Below are 18,068 nucleotides of genomic sequence, written 5' to 3' on the forward strand. Positions count from 1 at the left end.
GTCAGCGGAACTCGCACCAGACGACCTTGCCCGGGTGGCGTGCGAGCACGCCCCACTCGTCGGCGACGGCCGCCACGAGCATGAGGCCCCGGCCGGTGGTGCACTCGCCGTCGAACCGCCCGTCGCCGCGCGGGCTGCCGGGGCCGCTGTCGTGGACCTCGATCCGTACCGTCGCGTCGAAGGTGATCAACCGCAAGAGGTACCCCCGTCCGGGCGGGACGCCGTGCAGCAGGGCGTTGGTGGCCATCTCGCTCACGCAGAGCAACATGTCGTCCCGCCGGGCCACCACCCCCCACGCGTGCAGGGTGTCACGTGTGAACTGGCGCGCTGATCTCACGGTTTGGCGCGACCGCAGGTAGAACTGATCCCGCAGCAGGGCCGGCTGATTATGCAGATTCACCGACCCATGGTGGCGCAGAGTGATCACGATGTTCATCAGCGTCAACCCGTACTCACCAAGGAGTACGGGTCGGCCCCGGGGTATTTCACGCGCACGGGTGGCGGGTCCGCAGGGACGGCCCCGCCGCCCGGCGGGACCCGCTCAGTGGGTCAGCGGGTAGGAGTGGCGGCCCGTCGCCGCGTCGATCTCGGTGTGGGCCTTCTGCAACAGCTGGGACGCGAGATCCATCAGCGCACGCGCGCCTGCGATCTCTTCGCCGACCTGGAGCTGGTCCGGGTCGGACGGGTGACGCATGGCGTAGCCGTGCGCCCTGATCTCGGAGCCGTCAGCGAGCCTGACCATGCATGCCGCACTGGTGCGGTGGCCTTCCTCGGTGAATTCGAGCTCCACATGCCACCCGACGAGCGTAGGCATGGTGCATCACCTCCAGGGGGATCGCCCTGCCTCCAGGGTGCTCCCCCCGCGCCCGCCCCGCACCCCAGGGCCCGGGGCACTCACCGAGCCCCTCACCGAGCCCCTCACCGAGCCCCTCACCGAGCCCCTCTCCGGGTCCTCCCCTGTGGGACCCGGAGGGGTGCCGCCCGCGCCGCCAAGTCTGGCGCGCACCGCGCCGATTGTGGAAGATTTTCTAGAATGATTTTTTAGAACCGGCGGGAAATCACTCCGGTCTCAGCGATCTCCAGACCGCGTCCGGCAGCACCTTGGCGACCTCGTCGAGGTCGAGATCGTACGTATTCGACAGCCAGCGCCGCGCCGCCTCGCACGGCGGCCCGATCACCAGGACCTCCACCACCGACCCCGGCAGCGGCCTGATCTCGCCCTTCTCCATGCGGGTCCACATCCACACCGCCATGGGGGCCAGCTTCTCCTCCTTGGCCGCCCGGATCTCCGCCTCGTGCACGGCCAGGTACCCGGAGTAGGCGGAGGCGTGCAGGAACACCGCGGCGTCCCGGTTCTCCCGAGTGAAGTCCAAGTAGGCCTGCACCAGGGCCCGTACACCCGTCCGGGCGGTACGGGACCGCTCCAGCGCGGCCATCATCCCGTCGAAGAGCCGGCCCATGCAGCGGATGTACAGGGCGGCCGCCAGCCCGTCGAAGCTGCCGAAATGGTGGTACAGGCTGCCGAGGCTGACCCCGCTGGCGGCCGTGACGGCGTTGACGGTGAAACCGTGCTGGCCCGACTCGGCGTACACCCGCAGCGCGGCGGTCAGGAGCTGCTCGACGGTGGCCTCGCCACGCTGCTGCTTCACCATGGCGTCAGGGTAAGCGAGCCCGGGTAATCCCCCGTACGAGAAAACAGGAGAGGGCCCGAGCGCTCTGCCGCGCCCGGACCCTCCCCCTCCGCTCCGCGGTCAGCGCTCGGCGCGCAGCCAGCCGGCGACCTCGGTCGCCCAGTACGTCAGGATCGTGTCGGCACCCGCCCGCTTGATGCCGAGCAGGGCCTCCATGACGGCCCGGTCGCGCTCGATCCAGCCCTTCTCCGCGGCCGCCTCGATCATCGCGTACTCGCCGCTGATCTGGTACGCGGCCACCGGCACGTCCACGGCCTGCGCGACCCGGTGGAGGATGTCGAGGTAGGGACCTGCCGGCTTGACCATCACCATGTCGGCACCCTCCTCCAGGTCGAGGGCCAGCTCCCGCAGGGACTCCCGGGCGTTCGCCGGGTCCTGCTGGTACGTCTTGCGGTCGCCCTGGAGCGAGGAGCCGACGGCCTCGCGGAAGGGACCGTAGAAGGCGGAGGAGTACTTCGCCGTGTAGGCGAGGATCGCGACGTCCTCGTGCCCGGTCTCGTCGAGCGCGTCACGGATGACGCCGACCTGGCCGTCCATCATCCCGCTCGGGCCGACCACGTGGACGCCCGCGTCGGCCTGGACCTGCGCCATCTCGGCGTAGCGCTCCAGCGTCGCGTCGTTGTCCACGCGGCCGTGCTCGTCCAGCACCCCGCAGTGGCCGTGGTCGGTGTACTCGTCCAGGCACAGGTCGGACATGATGACCAGGTCGTCGCCGACCTCCGCCTTCACGTCGCGGATCGCGACCTGGAGGATCCCGTCCGGCTCGGTGCCCGCCGTGCCCAGCGCGTCCTTGTTCTCGTCGGCCGGGACGCCGAACAGCATGATCCCCGAGACCCCCGCCTCGACCGCCTCCACGGCGGCCTTCCGCAGCGTGTCCCGGGTGTGCTGGACCACGCCCGGCATGGCCGAGATGGGGAGCGGCTCGCTGATGCCCTCGCGGACGAACGCCGGGAGGATCAGGTCCGAGGGGTGCAGCCGGTACTCCGCGACCATCCGCCGCATCGCCGGGGTGGTGCGCAGCCGCCGGGGCCGCGAGCCGGGGAAGGATCCGTACGCGCTCATCTTCAGTCGCCTCTTCGAGCATCGACAGCAGTCGCCACCCAGCCTAAGCGGGCTCGGGGAAGCGGGGCACGCCCCCGCGCCGCCCGGCACCCACGCTCGCCGCACCGGGCAAAGACCCGAGTACGTCCAGTACGGGGGCCTTCGCCCGGCACGCCGATCGCACGCACCGGACGACGCGGGAACGCACCCCACTTCCCCGAGACCGCTTAGGCGCTGCCGGGGGGCCGTTCCGCGCCGGACGCACCGACCCCGAACTCGCACCACACCACCTTCCCCGGCACCCGCAGCCCGACCCCCCACCGGTCCGCGACCGCCGCCACCAGTTGCAGCCCCCGCCCGCCCTCGGCCGCCGGATCCCGCGCGGCCACCCGCGGCCACCCGCGCCCGCTGTCGTGCACCTCGACCCGGACGAGCTCCTCGAAGCGCAGCAGCCGCACCCGGTACCCGCGGCCGGGCGGCACCCCGTGCAGCAGGGCGTTGGTCGCGAGCTCGCTCACGCAGAGCGACACGTCGTCCCGGCGGCATGTGACACCCCACGCGTGAAGTGTCGCGCTGGCGAACTCCCTGGCAGAGGCGACGGTTTGGCGACTGCGGGGGTAGACCCTCTCGCGCAGCATCGCCGGTTGGATTTCCACGTTCACGGAGCGATCGTCGCGCTGCGTGACTAGCGTGGAGGAGACCGGCGACCCGTACTCCTTCATGAGTACGGGTCATGACGGGTATCTCGCCTGCCCACAGGGGGAGTTCACAAGCATGCCACCACGCAAGAGGCCACGGCCCAACGAAACCGCGATGAAGATGGTCGGCGCCCTGGTCGCCGCCGCCCGCGTCGCCAAAGGACTGACCCAGCGCGCCTTCGCCGAAGCGCTGCACATGGACGTCGAGACCATCGCCTCGATCGAGCAGGGCAGGCGGGTCCTGATGCCGAACGTCGCGGAGAAGATGGACCGCGCCCTCGGCCTGCCCGGTCTGCTGGCCGTGGCGGCGAACAGGATGCCGGAGGTCGACATGGTCCCGGCCTGGGCGGAGGAGTACATGGAGCGCGAGGCCGAGGCCCTCTCCCTCTCCTGGTACGACACGCTCACCGTGCCGGGGCTGCTCCAGACCGAGAACTACGCCCGCGCGGTCCTCGGCTGCCGCATCCCCTTCGTAGGCGAGGAGAAGATAGAACGCCAGACCGCCCACCGCATCCAGCGGCAGCAGATCCTCACCCGCCCCGTCCCCCCGACGCTCAGCTTCATCGTCTGGGAGCCCGCCCTGCGCGACAGGATCGGCGGCGACCAGGTCTACTACGAACAGCTGCGCCACCTGCGCGCCTGCGCCGACCGCCCGACCGTCTCGCTCCAGGTTCTGCCCCTCGGCATCACCGCCCACGCGGGTCTCGCAGGCCCCTTCATCCTGCTCGAGACCCCCGAATTCCAGCACCTCGCCTACTCGGAAACCCACCGGGGCAGCTTCCTCGTACGCGACCCGAACGAGGTCAGCATCCTCGCTCAGAAGTATGCGATGCTGCGGTCACAGGCCCTCAACTTCGCGGAGACGAAGGACCTGTTGGACCAGCTCCTAGGAGAGTCATGAGCACCCCACTGAAGTGGTTCAAGTCCAGCTACAGCAACGACGAGGGCGGCGCCTGCCTGGAAGCAGCCATCACCTGGCGCAAGTCCTCCTACAGCGGCAGCGAAGGCGGCGCCTGCATCGAAGTGGCGGCCGCCGCCTGGCACAAGTCCTCCCACAGCAGCGACGAGGGCGGCCAGTGCGTCGAGGTCGCCACCTGCGCCTGCGCCGAAGCCGTCCACGTCCGCGACTCCAAGGTCACCGCCGGGCCCGCGCTCACCCTCGCCCCCGCGGCCTGGGCCGACCTCACCACCTGGGTCAGCGCCTAGCGCTACGGCAGTTCCAGGAGCGTCCCGAACACCACCGCGTTCAGCAGCACCACCGCCGGCGCGGCGATCGCGATCCCCACGCGGCGGGGGGCGTTGGCCATGCGCCACGGCAGGGCCCAGCACCACACCAGCAGCCCCAGCACGACCGCCAGCCCCGCCCAGAACACCGGCCAGGCCATCTTGAAGCTCGCGTCGAAGGCGTCGGCGGCCTGCTCGCCGCAGGAGTCGCACGCCATCGGCGAGAGCCCCGCGTAGAGCAGCGTCAGGAACGCCAGCGGGAGCGTCAGCACGGTGGAGGCCAGCGGGGCGATGTGGGCCCGGCGGTCCCGGTCGAGGTCGGTCATGGGAACAGTCAACCGGCCCACCCGGCCCGGGGGATCCGCTCCGCTACTCAGATCCCGTCTGGGTAGCCGCAGTCGCCGAGGTGCTTCACACCCGGTACGCGAGTCGGCTGCCCGCCTCGCTGGACGAACTGGCCGGTCCGGAGCACGGCGTCGTCGAGTTGCCGTTGCACGTGGCCTGGTCCGGGCTGCGTGCCTACGACCTGGACCGACCCCGCCTTCGCATGGGCCTGCACCGCACCGTGCTGGCCGAAGGCCTTGCGGCGCTGCTGAACCGCAACCTTCTCCTGGTGCAGTGGCCCGCTCTGCGCACCCTGGTCAGCCGACACGTACGGCAGGTCTGGGAGGAAGCCTTCCCAGAGCTCCCCGCCAAGAGGTCCACAGCCGCGTGAAGCTGAGCGATCTGCACCAGCGGCTGAGGCCGCCGTCATCGACATCGGCAGCCCCTACCCTCTCGTCATCACCGGCGACCCGGACATCGGCTACCTGCACCGGCGCTGGAACGAAGGTGCCAGAAACGCTGCACAGCTCTATCGAGAGAGCCAGGAACTCGGTCCGTTCGCACGGTGCTGACGTTCGTAGCGGGCGGTCGAACGACCCAGATCAGGTCGAGGCGGGGACTATGGCGTGCTCCACGGGTAGACGGCCTTTGCCCGTACGCGTGAGAGCTTGATCCGGATGATGACGAGCAGGACTGCGCCGATGGGGGTGAGATAGGGTCCTGAGCCTCTCGCTCCGAATTCGCCGATTGCCAACAGCACTGACGGGTCGGAGCTTGAGGCGACGACGCGGGACTCGATCAGTGAGAGTGCCCAGGCCCCCGAGCCGTCGGAGGCTGTGAGGCCTTCGGCGAAACCTGTGTCGCGCGTGTCGTCCATCGCGATGAACTTGCCGTTCGGCACGGTCACGGCGAAGTCGTCTGAAGTGCCGCCGGCAGGCGCACCTTTGGGTAGGTACGGCTCATCGAGAGGTGCTCCGTTGATCGTCAGTTGGGCCGCGCCCTGCCGGTAGCTGAGCGTGTCTCCGCCCAGCGCGATCACGCGTGCTGCGTATGCTCGGTCGGGGTCTTTCTCGGGGTCGGGGACCACGATGATGTCGCCATGCCGTACGTCCCTTCCCTCGATGGGTTCGGCGGCAATGAGGTCGCCCCCGCGGTATTGGCGCTTCATGTTGTGGCCGTCTGCCACGTAGACGAACGAGTGCCCGTAGCCGAAGTACTGGATCAGGGCGCCGGCCACGAACGCGAGCACTCCCATGACGATCATCGCCTTCGCCGCTGTGCTCGCCCACCACCACGGTCTCGACAGCTCGTCTTGCGTCCCCATGTAAACCTCTCCCAGTGACCTGTGCGAGAGCACAGTACGAGGAACCTCCAGCAGAGGGTGAGGGGGGCTGCCTGTAGATGGGCGCGAGGCCTGGCGCGCTGCGAGGAAGGTGCCTGTGCGCGAAAAGGGAATGGCCCTGAACATTGTGTCGTCAGCGCCACCGGCCTGCTGTGGGCGTGCATCCGCTTTGGGTTTCCGGATAAGCAGAGAGGCGCGAGTGCCTGCCGGTGACGCCCTGAGGGGCCAGCCGTTTCAGTGCGACCTCGATCACAGCGGTGATCGTTTTCAGCGAAGGGCTGTACTTTCCGTGCCGACTTAATGCCATTTTCCGTGCGCAATTTCTCCTGGCGGGAAGCTGGTAACTGGAATTGGACCTTGCGTGTTGGTCGCGTGTTGCCTTAAGACTGATCCTCACTTGATCGTTCTGGTGGGGGAGCTCCGTGCGCGTCGCGCGTCCGTTTGTCATTGTCGTTGCTTTCGTCATGGCCGTTCTGGCCGGTACGGAGCAGGCCGCGCTCGCGGTGAATCGCTGGGCAGTCGCCAAGGCTGTTCCCGGTGCTGGAGAGCGCCCGGAGCAAACCTGGGGTTCGGCGCGCGGGCGTGGGCACGACGCGCCCGGTGATGCCACCGGCGCCGATGTGGACGGTGGTAACCGGGGCGCGCAGGCGGCTCCGGGGGAGCTGAAACCCGCTGCGGGTGTGACCTCGGTCGACCTGGGCGATGAAGCCCTGGTGCCGGCTCCGCAGGTGAAGCCAGTGGACGGTCCCAAGGCGCGCCTGCCGCTCGGGTTCGACGGCAAGCGCAGTGTCGAGGTGCTCGAGAAGCGTGAGCAGCGGGCGCGTACGTTTCTCAATCCGGACGGCTCCTACACCACGAAGTACTTCAATGAGCAGGTCAATTTCCTTTCCCATGAGGGCAGTTGGAAAGAGATTGACACTTCTCTGATACGCCCCAAGGGTGCCTGGGCAATGAGTGCGTCCAGTTCCGGCTGGGAGCCGCGCTCCGTTGAGGACCCGGTGTTCTTCTCCGAGTACGCCGACGGCAATCCTCTGGTGCGTCTGGGTGTGGAAAGCAAGTACTCCGTCGGGTACGGGATCGAGGGCGCGGCGACTTCCCAGGGCCGGGTCGCGGGAAGCACTATCACCTACCCGGACGTGCGGCCGTCCGCGGACGTCGAACTTGTCGCCAGCTCCGGTTCCATCAAGGAGACGCTGGTCCTGAAGGACAAGAACGCGCCGACCCAGTGGCGATTCCCCCTCACGCTCGCAGGCCTCACTGCGAAGATCGACGGTCACGGGAACGTGGTCTTCCTCGACCCGGACGGCATCCAGCACGGCTGGATGCCGGCTGGCTGGATGGAGGACTCGAATATTGGTGAGCGTTCTAACGAGGGCGCGATCTCATCGGGCGTGACCTACGCCATCGTGGAGGAAGCCGGCCGTCAGGTTCTGGTGGTATCCCTGGACGCCCAGTGGCTGGCTGCCCCTGAACGTGTCTTCCCAGTCAAGGTGGATCCTCCGGTCAAGGGCACGGGGGTGCGGGCGAACTCCGGTACCTACGTCGAGTCCCCGTACAACGCGAACAACGCGAGCAGCGACGTGATCAAGGTCGGCACCTACGACGACGGTGTCCACAAGGCTGCCTCGTTCCTCCGCTTCGATGGCGTCCAGGGCGACCTGAACAACGCGTACGTCATCGCGGCGGACCTGAACCTCTACAACTCGTGGTCCTACTCGTGCAACGCCGCGCCCGTCACGGTGCACGAGATCACCTCCGACTGGTCGGAAGGCTCGACCCGGACGCTGCCCGGGCCTGCGACCGGTCCGGCACTCGGGTCGAAGTCCTTCGCGCACGGCTGGCAGCCCAAGGGGGCCACCAACTGGGTTTGTGCTCCGGAGTGGGAGGCCATCCCGCTGGGTGACTCCGGTCGCCAGCTCGTTGATGACTGGACGCACGGGCGCAGGGCGAACTACGGCCTGGCCGTCAAGGCGTCGACCTCGGACTCCTTCAGCTGGAAGCAGTTCCACTCAGACAGCAACGAGAAGAACGGCGGTGCTGGGAAGCCCAGCCTGAATGTGACGTGGACGAAGTACGGCGCCGACTACCAGCTCGGCGGGTTCGTGACGCCCATGACCGCTGTCTCCGAGGGCACCTTCAAGGTGACCGTGACAAACCGGGGCCAGGACACGTGGGGCAAGAACAGCAGCTACAAGCTGCGCTACCTGCTGTATGACGGGGCGAACAATCCGATCGAGGGAGCGGAGAAGGTCCGCTGGACGGACATGCCGCAGGACGTCCCGCCGGGTGGGACTGTCACCGTGGACGCGAAGGTCGCCCCACTGGCGCCGGGGACGTACACGCTGGTGTGGACGATGGACGACTTGGGGTCCAGCACCTTCCAGTCGGCTGGTGTCCCGGGCGCGGCCGTCCGCTTCGAGGCGGTCAACATGCCGCCGCAGATCACCGGGCTGGCCCCGGCGAGCGGCACCGTCAGCGACAGCCTCACGCCCACGCTGTGGGCCGCCGCCGTGGACAAGGACTACTTCCCCGGCGGGGCGCTGAAGTACCAATTCGAGGTGTGTGAGGTCGAAGGCAGCGAGCTTCGCAAGAATTGCCGACAGTCCGATCCGGGTAATGCCCGCAGCTGGGTCGTGCCTGCCGGCTGGCTGACCTGGTCCAAGTCGTACGCCTGGTACGTGACGGCCAACGACGGCAACGCCGCATCGAACCGTACCCAGGCCTCAAGGCTGACAACGCAGGTTCCACAGCCGGTCATCACTTCCCACTTGGGAGGTGCCGACAGCGGCCGCAGCTTCGGTGAACGCGCGGGCAACTACGTGACCGGTGCGACCGATGCCTCCGTACCCGTGGTCGGCCCTGAACTCGCGGTCACCCGTACGTACAACTCCCAGGACCCGCGCCAGGGCAATGCGTTCGGCGCTGGCTGGGCTACCCGCTGGGACATGCGGGCGGTAGCGGAGGCGGATGGCAACATCGTCGTCACCCTCGCCAACGGCAGCCAGGTCCGTTTCGGCCGTAACAGCGACGGCAGCTACAGCGCCCCCTCTGGTTCGATGGGCCTGCTCAAGACCGTCGCCGGGGGAGGCTGGACCCTGCGCGACGCCAGCGCGGCGCTGTACACCTTCGATGCCGCCGGTCTGCTCACCAACATCAAGGACGGCCATGGCCGCGAGCAGCTGCTCACCTACACGGGTGGCAAGCTGGCCAAGGCCACCGATGCGCTTTCCCAGCGGTCGCTGACCTTCACCTGGACCGGTAGCCAGGTCACCTCCGTGTCCACGGACGCGATCGGTCCGGGCACCCCCGCGCTCACCTGGACGTACGCCTACAACGGCATCCGTCTGGCCAAGGTGTGCCCGCCCACTTCCACGACGGCCTGCTCGGTGTACGAGTACACCGACGGCTCCCAATTCCGCAGCATGGTCCTGGACGCGAGCCCCGTCTCCTACTGGCGCCTGGATGAGACCGAAGGCTCCGAGGCGGCGAGCCAGGCCGTCTCCCGCACGGGCATGAGCAGCGGCCGCTACCGCGACGTCGCCCTCGGCGCGGCTGGTGCACTGGCCGGGACCGGCAACAAGGCCGCCACCTTCGACGGCGTCAAGTCCTATGTCGAGCTCCCGGAAGCTTCGTTCTCGTCCTCGCGGGCGCTGACCATCGAGCTGTGGTTCAAGACCGCCAAGCCCGGTGTCCTGGTCAGCTTCCAGAGTGAACGCCTGAACGCCGGATCGCCCTCGAACTACAACCCGGTCCTGGCCGTCGATGCTGCCGGCAAGCTCCGTGGGGGCTTCGAAGTCGAATCCTGGCAGCCTCCGCTGTCCTCGACCGGCGCGGTCAACGACAACGTCTGGCACCACGCCCTGCTCTCCAGCACCGGCACCGATCAGACCCTCTACCTCGATGGCCAGGCCATCGGGACTCGCAGCGCACCGGTTGACCACGCCGTCAAGTCGTTCACCTACCTCGGTGCCGGTTTCTCCAGCTCCGCCTGGGACGGCAACCCTGTGACCGGCACGCGCTACTTCCAGGGCGCCATGGACGACGTCGCCGTCTACCACCGGGCCCTGGACGCCGGAAGCGCGCGTGCCCACTACCAGGCCCGTACCGGCACGGTGAAGCTCACCAAGTCCACTCTGCCGTCCGGGCGGACCGCCGCGCAGGTCGCCTACGACAGCGACACCGAGCGCGCCACCCAGGTCACCGACCAGGCCGGCGGCACCTGGCAGATCTCCGCCCCCTCCTACTCCGCGGGCTCCCGCGCGTACGCCGATGCCGTCAGGGCTTCGAGCCCGGCCAACTACTGGCGGCTCGGCGAGACCAGCGGCGCGGCCGCGGCCGACCAGATAGCCGACGGGGGCAACGCCTCCTACCGGGACGGAGTCACCCTCGGCTCGGTCGGAGCGTTCCTCGACGGCGATGACGGCTCCATCACCCTGGACGGCGCCAAGGGAGCCGTCCAGGTCCCGGCCGAGCCGCTCAGCGCCTCACCGGCGATCTCGGTCGAGATGTGGTTCCGCACCGACAAGCCCGGCTCGGTCCTCCTCGGCCTGCAGGACACCGACCTGGGCACCACTCCCACGATGTGGAATCCGAGCCTGCTGATCGACGCCGACGGCAAGCTGCGCGGTGAGCTGTGGGACAACGCTCTGGGCAACCCGAACGTCAGCGTCTCCAAGGTGACCGACAACAAGTGGCACCACGTCGTCGTCACGGGCAATGCCAGCGGCCAGACCATGTACCTCGATGGAGCCAAGCAGGGCTTCCAGCCGGGTGTGGTCAAGCCGCAGACCCTCGCCCGCGCCTACCTGGGCGCCGGATACTCCAGCGAGCTGTGGGACGGCCAGGCCCCGGGGACCCGTTACTTCGGCGGGCAGCTCGACGAGGCCGCCTTCTACGGCAAGGAACTGACCGCCCAGACCGTGGCCGAGCACTACAAGGCCCGCAACAGCCTCATCGCCGGAACGGGCTCCCAGTACCGGGGCAACGTCATGGCCGACGCCCCCACCGGCTACTGGCCCCTGGACGAGACCTCCGGTACCCGGGTGGTCAACAAGGTCGCGGTCACCGGCGGCAACGGCACCTACACCAAGGCCACCCTGGGCACCACCGGCACCTTCGGGATCAGTGACGGCAGCGCGGTCGCGTTCAACGGAGACGGACACGCCGAACTTCCCGGCGCCCGCGTCCCCAGCACCGACCTGTCGGTCGAGCTCTGGTTCAAGACCACCCAGCCGGGTGTCCTGTTCAGTGACCAGGAACGGCCCATGCCCGACCCGGGCATAAGCACCTTCACACCCGTCCTGTACGTCGGTACCGACGGCAAGCTCCACGGCCAGTACTTCACGCCGAACACCCACGCCACCAACATGTCGCCGAACACGGTGACCGACAACGAGTGGCACCATGCCGTGATCACCGCGGCAGGCGGAACCCAGACCCTGTACCTGGACGGCACCCAGGTCGCCCAGGCGACCAACGTGCCCATCTCCCACCAGGCCAACAAGTACACCTACATCGGCGCCGGCTTCGCCTACGGCTGGCCCGCCAGCCCCGGCGCGGTCAGCTACTTCACCGGCCAGATCGACGAGGTCGCCGTCTACCAGCGGCCCCTGACCGCCCAGCAGATCGCCGGTCACTACCAGGCCCGCACGATCGCCGGAAGCTCCACCCTGGCCTCGACCGTCACCGTCACCGACCCCGCCGGCGCGAAGACCAGCAGCACCTACGACGCGGTACGCGGCCAGCGCCGCACGGCAGCCACCGCAGCCGACGGCGCCGTCACGACGTACGCCTACGACACCGGCGGCTTCCTGCACACGGTCACCGACCCCAACGGGCACGCCACGATCACCGGCCACGACGAGCGCGGCAACACCGTCTCGACCACGACCTGCCGCGACGCCGATTCGTGCTGGACCTCGTTCGCCGAGTACTACTACAACGCAGCCGATCTCCTGGACCCCAGGAACGGCAGACAGACCACGGCCCGGGACGCACGCTCCACGGGCATCGCCGACAACCGCTACAAGACGACCACCAGCTACACCGCCCTCGGCCGGCCCGAAACCACCGTCCTGGCAGACGGCCGCACCTCCACCACCACCTACACCAAGGGCACCGAACCTGCCGTCGGCGGCGGCACCACCCCCGCCGGCCTGGTCGCCACTCAGAAGACCGCGGGCGGCGCCACCGTCACCTACAGCTACAAGGCGAGCGGTGACGTCGCCCAGTCCACCGCCCCCTCCGGCCTGGTCACCAAGTACACCTACGACGGCATCGGCCGCACCCTCGCCCAGACACAGGTCACCACGACCACTCCGGACGGGGTGACCACCGGCTACACCTACGACGCCCTGTCCCGGATCACCTCCGAGACCGGCCCCGGGGTCAAGAACGAGATCACCGGCATCACCCACACCGCACGCATCGCGCGAACGTTCGACGAGGACAGCCACCTGCTGACCGAGTCCGTGGAGGACGCCACCGGCGGTGATCCGAAGCGGACCACCGCCTACCACTACAACGCGCAAGGTCTCAACGACAGCCGCACCGACGCGGCCGGCAACGAATCCACCTTCGGGCACGACGCTCTCGGCCGCATCAACCGGGAGACGGACCCCGAGGGCAACGTCACCACCCACAGCTACACCCCGCGAGGCCAGCTCGGTGAATCGGTCCTGAAGAACTGGACCGGCGACCCCTCCGGGCAGACCCGCGACCTGGTCACGGCCTCCTACGCCTACGACCCCGCCGGCCGCCTGGCCACGACGACCGACGCCATGGGCGCCACCACCGCGTTCACCTACTTCGACGATGGCCTGAAAGCCACGACGACAGCCAAGAACGTCACCCAGGCCGACGGCAGCAAGCACGACATCGTCCAGGAGGCCAACGCCTACGACGGCGCAGGAAACCTCACCCACCAGACCACCGGAGGCGGCCGCACCACAGCCGTCCACACCGTCGACGCCACTGGGCGCATCAAGAGCACCGTCCTCGACCCGGCCGGACTGAACCGCAGCACATCCTTCACGTACGACAACGACAACCGCGTCACCGAGCAGTCGCAGTCCATCGACGCCGCCGGCAAGAAGCTCACCACCACGACCGAATACGACGTGGCGGGCAACCAGCTGAAGGCGACCGTCACCGACGGCGCCACCACCCGCACCACCACCGCGACGTACGACCAGCGCGGACTCCCCCTCACCGCAGTCAGCCCCAAGGGCAACACCACCACCAGCCGCTACGACACCCTCGGCCGCGTCATCGAGGTGACCTCCCCGCAGGTCCAGGCCGAGGAGAAGGGCGCAGCGGCGACCGCCGTCACTCCCAAGACCGCGACCGGCTACAACACCTTCGGTGAAGCCACCGAGACCCGGGACCCGCGCGGAGCCGTCACCCGCACCGAGACCGACGTCCTCGGCCGACCCGTCGCCGTGACCCTTCCCGACTACACCCCGCCGGGCGGAGCGAAGATCACCGCGACCGCCCGCACGGCCTACGACAAGCTCGGCCGCCAGGCATCCACGACGGACCCGCTCGGACGTGCGACCTTCTTCGAGTACGACCAGCTCGGCCGTCTGAGCCGCAAGACCGACCCCGCGGCCGACCCGGCCGACGGCAGCCTGCAGAGCCCTGGCGCCCAAAGCCTGGCCACGACGACGCAGGCTCTCAGCGGCGGCGGCATCACCGCCTTCACCTGGACGCCGACCGGCCTGCAGCTGTCCGCCACCGATCCGACCGGCGCCCGTACGGAAGCCACCTACGACGAGCTCGGCCGCAAGCTCACCGCGACCACCGTCGAACGCAAGCCCACCCTGCAGAACCTGACCAGCCGCTACACCTGGGACGACGCCGGCAACCAGACCGCTTCCAGAACACCCGCCGGCCGCACCACCACCGCCCAGCACAACCCGGCAGGCGAACCCGTCAAGGTCACCGACCCCGCGGGCGCCATCACCACCTCCGTCTACGACGGCCTCGGGCGCACGGTCGAAACCAAGGACCCCACCGCCCGCAAGACCACGACGGCGTACGACGCGATGGGCAAGCCCACCACCGTCACCGACTACGGCACCGGCACCACGCCACTGCGCACACTCTCCTCGGAGTACGACGCGGACGGAAACCTGACGGCAGCGGTCAACGCCAACGGAGCCCGCTCCACCTACACCTTCGACGCACTGGGCCGGATGACCCAGCAGGTCCAGCCCGTCAACGCCAACAAGTCGATCACGACCACGTTCGGATACGACGCGGCAGGCAACCGCACGCGCCTCACCGACGGCCGCGGCAAGTCCACCTACTACACGTTCAACGTGTGGGGCCTGCCCGAATCCACCATCGAACCCGCCACCAGCCAGCACTGGACCGAAGACGTCCGCACCTGGACCACCGCCTACGACGCGGCCGGCAAGGCCGTCAGCGAACTCCTACCCGGCAACGTCAAGCGTCAGCGCACCTACGACGGCCTCGGCCGCCTCACCGGCGAAACCGGCTCCGGCACCGCCGTTGCCACCCGCCCCCGCACCCTCGGCTACGACCTCGTCGGCCGTATGACCAAGGCGGGCGGCGCGGGAGCCCTCTCGGAGAACAGCTACACCTACAACGACCGCGGCCAGCTCCTGACCTCCGACGGACCCGGCGGACGCTCCGAATACGGCTACGACGCCGACAGCCTCATGACCTCCCGCAAGGACGCCGCGGGCACCACGACCTTCACCTACGACAGCACCGCACGGCTCGACACCACCACGGACCCTCTCACCGGGACCGAAACCCGGACCGACTACGACGCGGCCGGCCGACTCAGCCTGGAGCAGTACGCCCGCAAAAACGGCACCCAGTACCAGATCGCCTCGAAGCGCGACTACACCTACGACAGCCTCGGCCGCCTCACCAAGGACGCCGTCACCCGCACCGCCGGCGGTGAAGTCCAGGGCCAGACCTACGACTACGACCTCGCCGACCAACTGGTGAAGAAGACCACCACCGGCACCACCGGCGCGGCCGCGAACACCTACACCTACGACCAGGCGGGCCGCATGGCCTCCTGGAACGACGGCACCACCAACACCCCGTACGAATGGGACGACGCCGGCAACCTCACCAAACGCGGCAACACCACCGGCACCTACGACTCACGCAACCGACTGGAAACCTGGGGCACCGAAACCTACGCCTACAGCGCCCGCGGCACCGAGAAGACCATCACCGAAACCGCAGACGCCAACGCCACCCGCCAAATCCAGTCCGACGCCTTCGAACGCACCATCACCAACGGCGCCAGCACCTTCACCTACGACAGCCTCGACCGCGTCATGACCCACAACGGCGCCGGATTCACCTACGACGGCGGCTCCAACAACCTCGTCACCGACGCCACCACCACCTACACCCGCACCCCCGCCGGCACCCTCCAGGCCACCGCGACCACCACCCAGACCGGCAGCGCCCGCCTCGCCGTCACCGACCAGCACACCGACCTCGTCGCCAGCCTGGCCCCCGACGGCACCACCCTCGCCGCCTCCCGCGCCTACGACCCCTTCGGCAAAACCACCGCAACCGACGGCACCAACCCCAACCTCGGCTACCAATCCGGCTGGACCGACACCACCAGCGGCGAAATCAACATGGCCGCCCGCTGGTACCAGCCCAGCATCGGCAGCTTCACCAGCCGAGACACCTGGCAACTCGACCCCACCACCAGCGCCCTCAACGCCAACCGCTACACCTACACCACCGGCTCACCCCTCAACCGCATCGACCCCACGGGCCACAAGAACGAGATGGGCGGTGGCAGCGGCTCCGGCTTCGGCGCCGCTGCTGGGGCTGGGGCTGGGGCAGGAATTGGTTCGATCAGCGGAGCCGGGGCGGGTGCCCTGATCAACGGCAGTATCAAGGTAAGCCTGGCCTACTTCACATTCGAAGGCGTCCTCTACGCCTACAACTGGTACACGGGCACCCAGGTGCGCGTAACCCCCATCCGCCCCACCTACAACGAATGGGGCGAGAAGACGCAACGCCTGCCCCGCGGTCCCGGTCCTGGTGACGGTCCTGGTCCCGGTGACGGTCCTGGTCCCGGCCCTGGTCCCGGCCCTGGTCCCGGTGGCGGCCCTGGTCCCGGTGGCGGTGGCATCAAGCCCCCGCAGAACCCCAACAAGGCAGCCGAAGCACTGAAGCGGTGGATCAACTGGGACCCGGGCAAAGGAAACTGGGACCCGAAGAACGGCTTCGACATGGTCATCGGAGCCTTGAACCTTCTCAATCAACTACAGAATGGGAACGGATCTCAGGCAGATCCGACCCAGGAACTCCTGCCGATTCCGCAGAATAATGCGGGGGGAAAGAACAATGGTCGCGATCGTGACGACGAAAAATGTGACATCGGGCCGGGAGTCAGCGCAACCGGGCACGCCGTGTATCTTCCACGCGAACGCTACTTTGACAAATTTGAAAACAGTTATCAATGTCGGGCGACTGGCGTGTATGGGCTACTCGATATGAGCGACTTCAATCCGGGACGCAAGGCTCCAGGAACCAATACTAACGGCTCGACAAGACCTCCAGGCATGCTTGAGATCGACAAAGGGCAGGGACATACAGCAGCGAATGGTCACCTAATACCCGCCGCCCTGATGGGTTCCGGAATCGATCTCCGCAACCTGGTTGCCGAATACGAAAAATTCAACAATCCGTACCTGAGCAGGGGTGTCGAAAAGGAAATTAGAGAGGGGGTTAAATCCGGAAACCGGATGCTGGTTTCAATAGTCCCCCGCTACGAGAATGTCAATTCCGGAATTCCGACTATCGTCGAGTATAATTACGGAACCCTGGGGGGCGTGATGAAGCACTGCGTACTTCGCCAATCCCCGACGGGCGGCACCACGACAGGCAGCGCGACCTGCCCAGGGAGGTAAGTTCGATGAATGATGCGTATCTGGTAAGGGTGATGTCCCTGCTGGGGGATGTGCGTAACTCGCACAGTGACCCGGAGGCATGGCGGCAGATTGAGGGCGAGTTGGGGTTCGGGCTCCCCGGGGACTTTAAGGCGCTGGTGGACGCCTACAGTCCGATAAAGCTGAATCAGCACATCTATCTGCAGCATCCAGGCGCTACACCCCGATGGAACCTTGGAGAGTACATCCGCGACACCTGTCAGGCCTGGTCTGCCGTTTCCTGGGACGGTGACATTGATGGAGATCCGCGGACAGTGCTCGAATTGAGCGAGATGGAATTTGGTACCGCGCGAGGACTGACTCCCGTCGCGTCTGCAGATAGCGGCCAGGTAGTCTTCCTGGCGCGGCACCCAAGAGATCTTAGTCCACTAGTCGTGGTGGATGACGGCGATGGCGAATTCTTCACATACGCCATGAGTTTCTCGGAATGGCTGTATAGATATCTGATTGGAGAGGATATGTCTGGGCCAAACTCGTCATATTTCTACCCCGGGCCAGTTCAATTGGAATCGCTACCTATGTCGCCCGATGACGCCGTGGTGCAATGGCGCGGTCCTGCTCGAGGTATGTGAGCGGCTTTTCCGACTGCACGGCAAGACCATAGAAGATGGGAAGTCAATCAGCCGTGATGAGGCCCGGCTTCTGATCACCGAAGGTGTGGAGCCGACGGCCGCGGCAAGGCCACCTACTACCAGGGCTGATTCATAGTCTTGGCTGTGAGGAGAAGCGGCAGGTCACAGCCGTGTGGCGGACCTTCAGTTTGGACACGCCGGACGCAACGAAGCTC

The 18,068-nt window shown here is 67.6% G+C and carries 12 protein-coding genes; 5 read left to right on the plus strand and 7 right to left on the minus strand.

What is annotated here, in order from left to right; translation table 11 throughout:
- Position 1 precedes the first annotated feature (1 nt).
- The 5 genes from AB0M99_RS33455 to AB0M99_RS33475 form a co-directional block, all read right to left on the minus strand.
- The gene (locus AB0M99_RS33455) at positions 2-436 is read right to left on the minus strand and encodes an ATP-binding protein (protein ID WP_365927226.1); all 435 of its coding nucleotides are present in this window, start codon (positions 434-436) and stop codon (positions 2-4) included.
- Positions 437-541: 105 nt separating this feature from the next.
- A complete protein-coding gene (locus AB0M99_RS33460) occupies positions 542-814 on the minus strand; it encodes a DUF1876 domain-containing protein (RefSeq protein WP_365927228.1) in 273 nt (90 codons plus the stop codon).
- Positions 815-1,058: 244 nt separating this feature from the next.
- Entirely contained in the window at positions 1,059-1,652 is a 594-nt protein-coding gene (locus AB0M99_RS33465; RefSeq protein WP_365927230.1) for a TetR/AcrR family transcriptional regulator, read from the minus strand.
- A 99-nt stretch (positions 1,653-1,751) separates the two neighbouring features.
- Positions 1,752-2,753 (minus strand): porphobilinogen synthase, encoded by a 1,002-nt coding sequence (gene hemB / locus AB0M99_RS33470; protein WP_365927232.1) that lies wholly within the window; start codon positions 2,751-2,753, stop codon positions 1,752-1,754.
- A gap of 206 nt (positions 2,754-2,959) precedes the next feature.
- Positions 2,960-3,454, minus strand: coding sequence for an ATP-binding protein (locus AB0M99_RS33475; RefSeq protein WP_365927234.1), 495 nt, complete (start codon positions 3,452-3,454; stop codon positions 2,960-2,962).
- A 52-nt stretch (positions 3,455-3,506) separates the two neighbouring features.
- Between AB0M99_RS33475 and AB0M99_RS33480 the strand changes: the two genes are divergently transcribed.
- Both AB0M99_RS33480 and AB0M99_RS33485 read left to right on the plus strand, forming a co-directional pair.
- Complete coding sequence (locus tag AB0M99_RS33480; RefSeq protein WP_365927236.1) at positions 3,507-4,331, plus strand: helix-turn-helix transcriptional regulator; 825 nt, start codon at positions 3,507-3,509, stop codon at positions 4,329-4,331.
- The gene (locus tag AB0M99_RS33485; protein ID WP_365927238.1) at positions 4,328-4,636 is read left to right on the plus strand and encodes a DUF397 domain-containing protein; all 309 of its coding nucleotides are present in this window, start codon (positions 4,328-4,330) and stop codon (positions 4,634-4,636) included. Before AB0M99_RS33480 ends, AB0M99_RS33485 begins: the two co-directional genes overlap by 4 nt.
- A gap of 2 nt (positions 4,637-4,638) precedes the next feature.
- Here the strand turns inward: AB0M99_RS33485 and AB0M99_RS33490 are convergent, their stop codons facing one another.
- Positions 4,639-4,980 (minus strand): hypothetical protein, encoded by a 342-nt coding sequence (locus AB0M99_RS33490; protein ID WP_365927240.1) that lies wholly within the window; start codon positions 4,978-4,980, stop codon positions 4,639-4,641.
- 80 nt (positions 4,981-5,060) lie between these two features.
- Here AB0M99_RS33490 and AB0M99_RS33495 point away from each other — a divergent pair, with 80 nt between their 5' ends.
- On the plus strand, positions 5,061-5,369 hold the full coding sequence (locus AB0M99_RS33495; protein WP_365927242.1) for a hypothetical protein: 309 nt from the start codon (positions 5,061-5,063) through the stop codon (positions 5,367-5,369).
- A gap of 228 nt (positions 5,370-5,597) precedes the next feature.
- Here the strand turns inward: AB0M99_RS33495 and lepB are convergent, their stop codons facing one another.
- Positions 5,598-6,302 (minus strand): signal peptidase I, encoded by a 705-nt coding sequence (gene lepB, locus AB0M99_RS33500; protein WP_365927244.1) that lies wholly within the window; start codon positions 6,300-6,302, stop codon positions 5,598-5,600.
- Positions 6,303-7,270: 968 nt separating this feature from the next.
- On the opposite strand from lepB, the gene AB0M99_RS33505 reads away from it, so the two are divergent.
- Both AB0M99_RS33505 and AB0M99_RS33510 read left to right on the plus strand, forming a co-directional pair.
- Entirely contained in the window at positions 7,271-17,242 is a 9,972-nt protein-coding gene (locus tag AB0M99_RS33505) for a LamG-like jellyroll fold domain-containing protein (protein ID WP_365927246.1), read from the plus strand.
- 5 nt (positions 17,243-17,247) lie between these two features.
- Positions 17,248-17,853: an SMI1/KNR4 family protein gene (locus AB0M99_RS33510; protein WP_365927248.1), complete on the plus strand. Its 606-nt coding sequence runs from the start codon at positions 17,248-17,250 to the stop codon at positions 17,851-17,853.
- Positions 17,854-18,068: the final 215 nt, after the last annotated feature.

This window comes from Streptomyces sp. NPDC051183, from assembly GCF_040682455.1.
Lineage (GTDB): Bacteria > Actinomycetota > Actinomycetes > Streptomycetales > Streptomycetaceae > Streptomyces.

Excerpts from the sequence above, each read along its gene's own strand:
- AB0M99_RS33455 (WP_365927226.1), bottom strand. The coding sequence starts at position 436 with ATGAACATCGTGATCACTCTGCGCCACCATGGGTCGGTGAATCTGCAT.
- AB0M99_RS33460 (WP_365927228.1), bottom strand. The coding sequence starts at position 814 with ATGCCTACGCTCGTCGGGTGGCATGTGGAGCTCGAATTCACCGAGGAA.
- AB0M99_RS33465 (WP_365927230.1), bottom strand. The coding sequence starts at position 1,652 with ATGGTGAAGCAGCAGCGTGGCGAGGCCACCGTCGAGCAGCTCCTGACC.
- hemB (WP_365927232.1), bottom strand. The coding sequence starts at position 2,753 with ATGAGCGCGTACGGATCCTTCCCCGGCTCGCGGCCCCGGCGGCTGCGC.
- AB0M99_RS33475 (WP_365927234.1), bottom strand. The coding sequence starts at position 3,454 with ATGAAGGAGTACGGGTCGCCGGTCTCCTCCACGCTAGTCACGCAGCGC.
- AB0M99_RS33480 (WP_365927236.1), top strand. The coding sequence starts at position 3,507 with ATGCCACCACGCAAGAGGCCACGGCCCAACGAAACCGCGATGAAGATG.
- AB0M99_RS33485 (WP_365927238.1), top strand. The coding sequence starts at position 4,328 with ATGAGCACCCCACTGAAGTGGTTCAAGTCCAGCTACAGCAACGACGAG.
- AB0M99_RS33490 (WP_365927240.1), bottom strand. The coding sequence starts at position 4,980 with ATGACCGACCTCGACCGGGACCGCCGGGCCCACATCGCCCCGCTGGCC.
- lepB (WP_365927244.1), bottom strand. The coding sequence starts at position 6,302 with ATGGGGACGCAAGACGAGCTGTCGAGACCGTGGTGGTGGGCGAGCACA.
- AB0M99_RS33505 (WP_365927246.1), top strand. The coding sequence starts at position 7,271 with ATGAGTGCGTCCAGTTCCGGCTGGGAGCCGCGCTCCGTTGAGGACCCG.
- AB0M99_RS33510 (WP_365927248.1), top strand. The coding sequence starts at position 17,248 with ATGAATGATGCGTATCTGGTAAGGGTGATGTCCCTGCTGGGGGATGTG.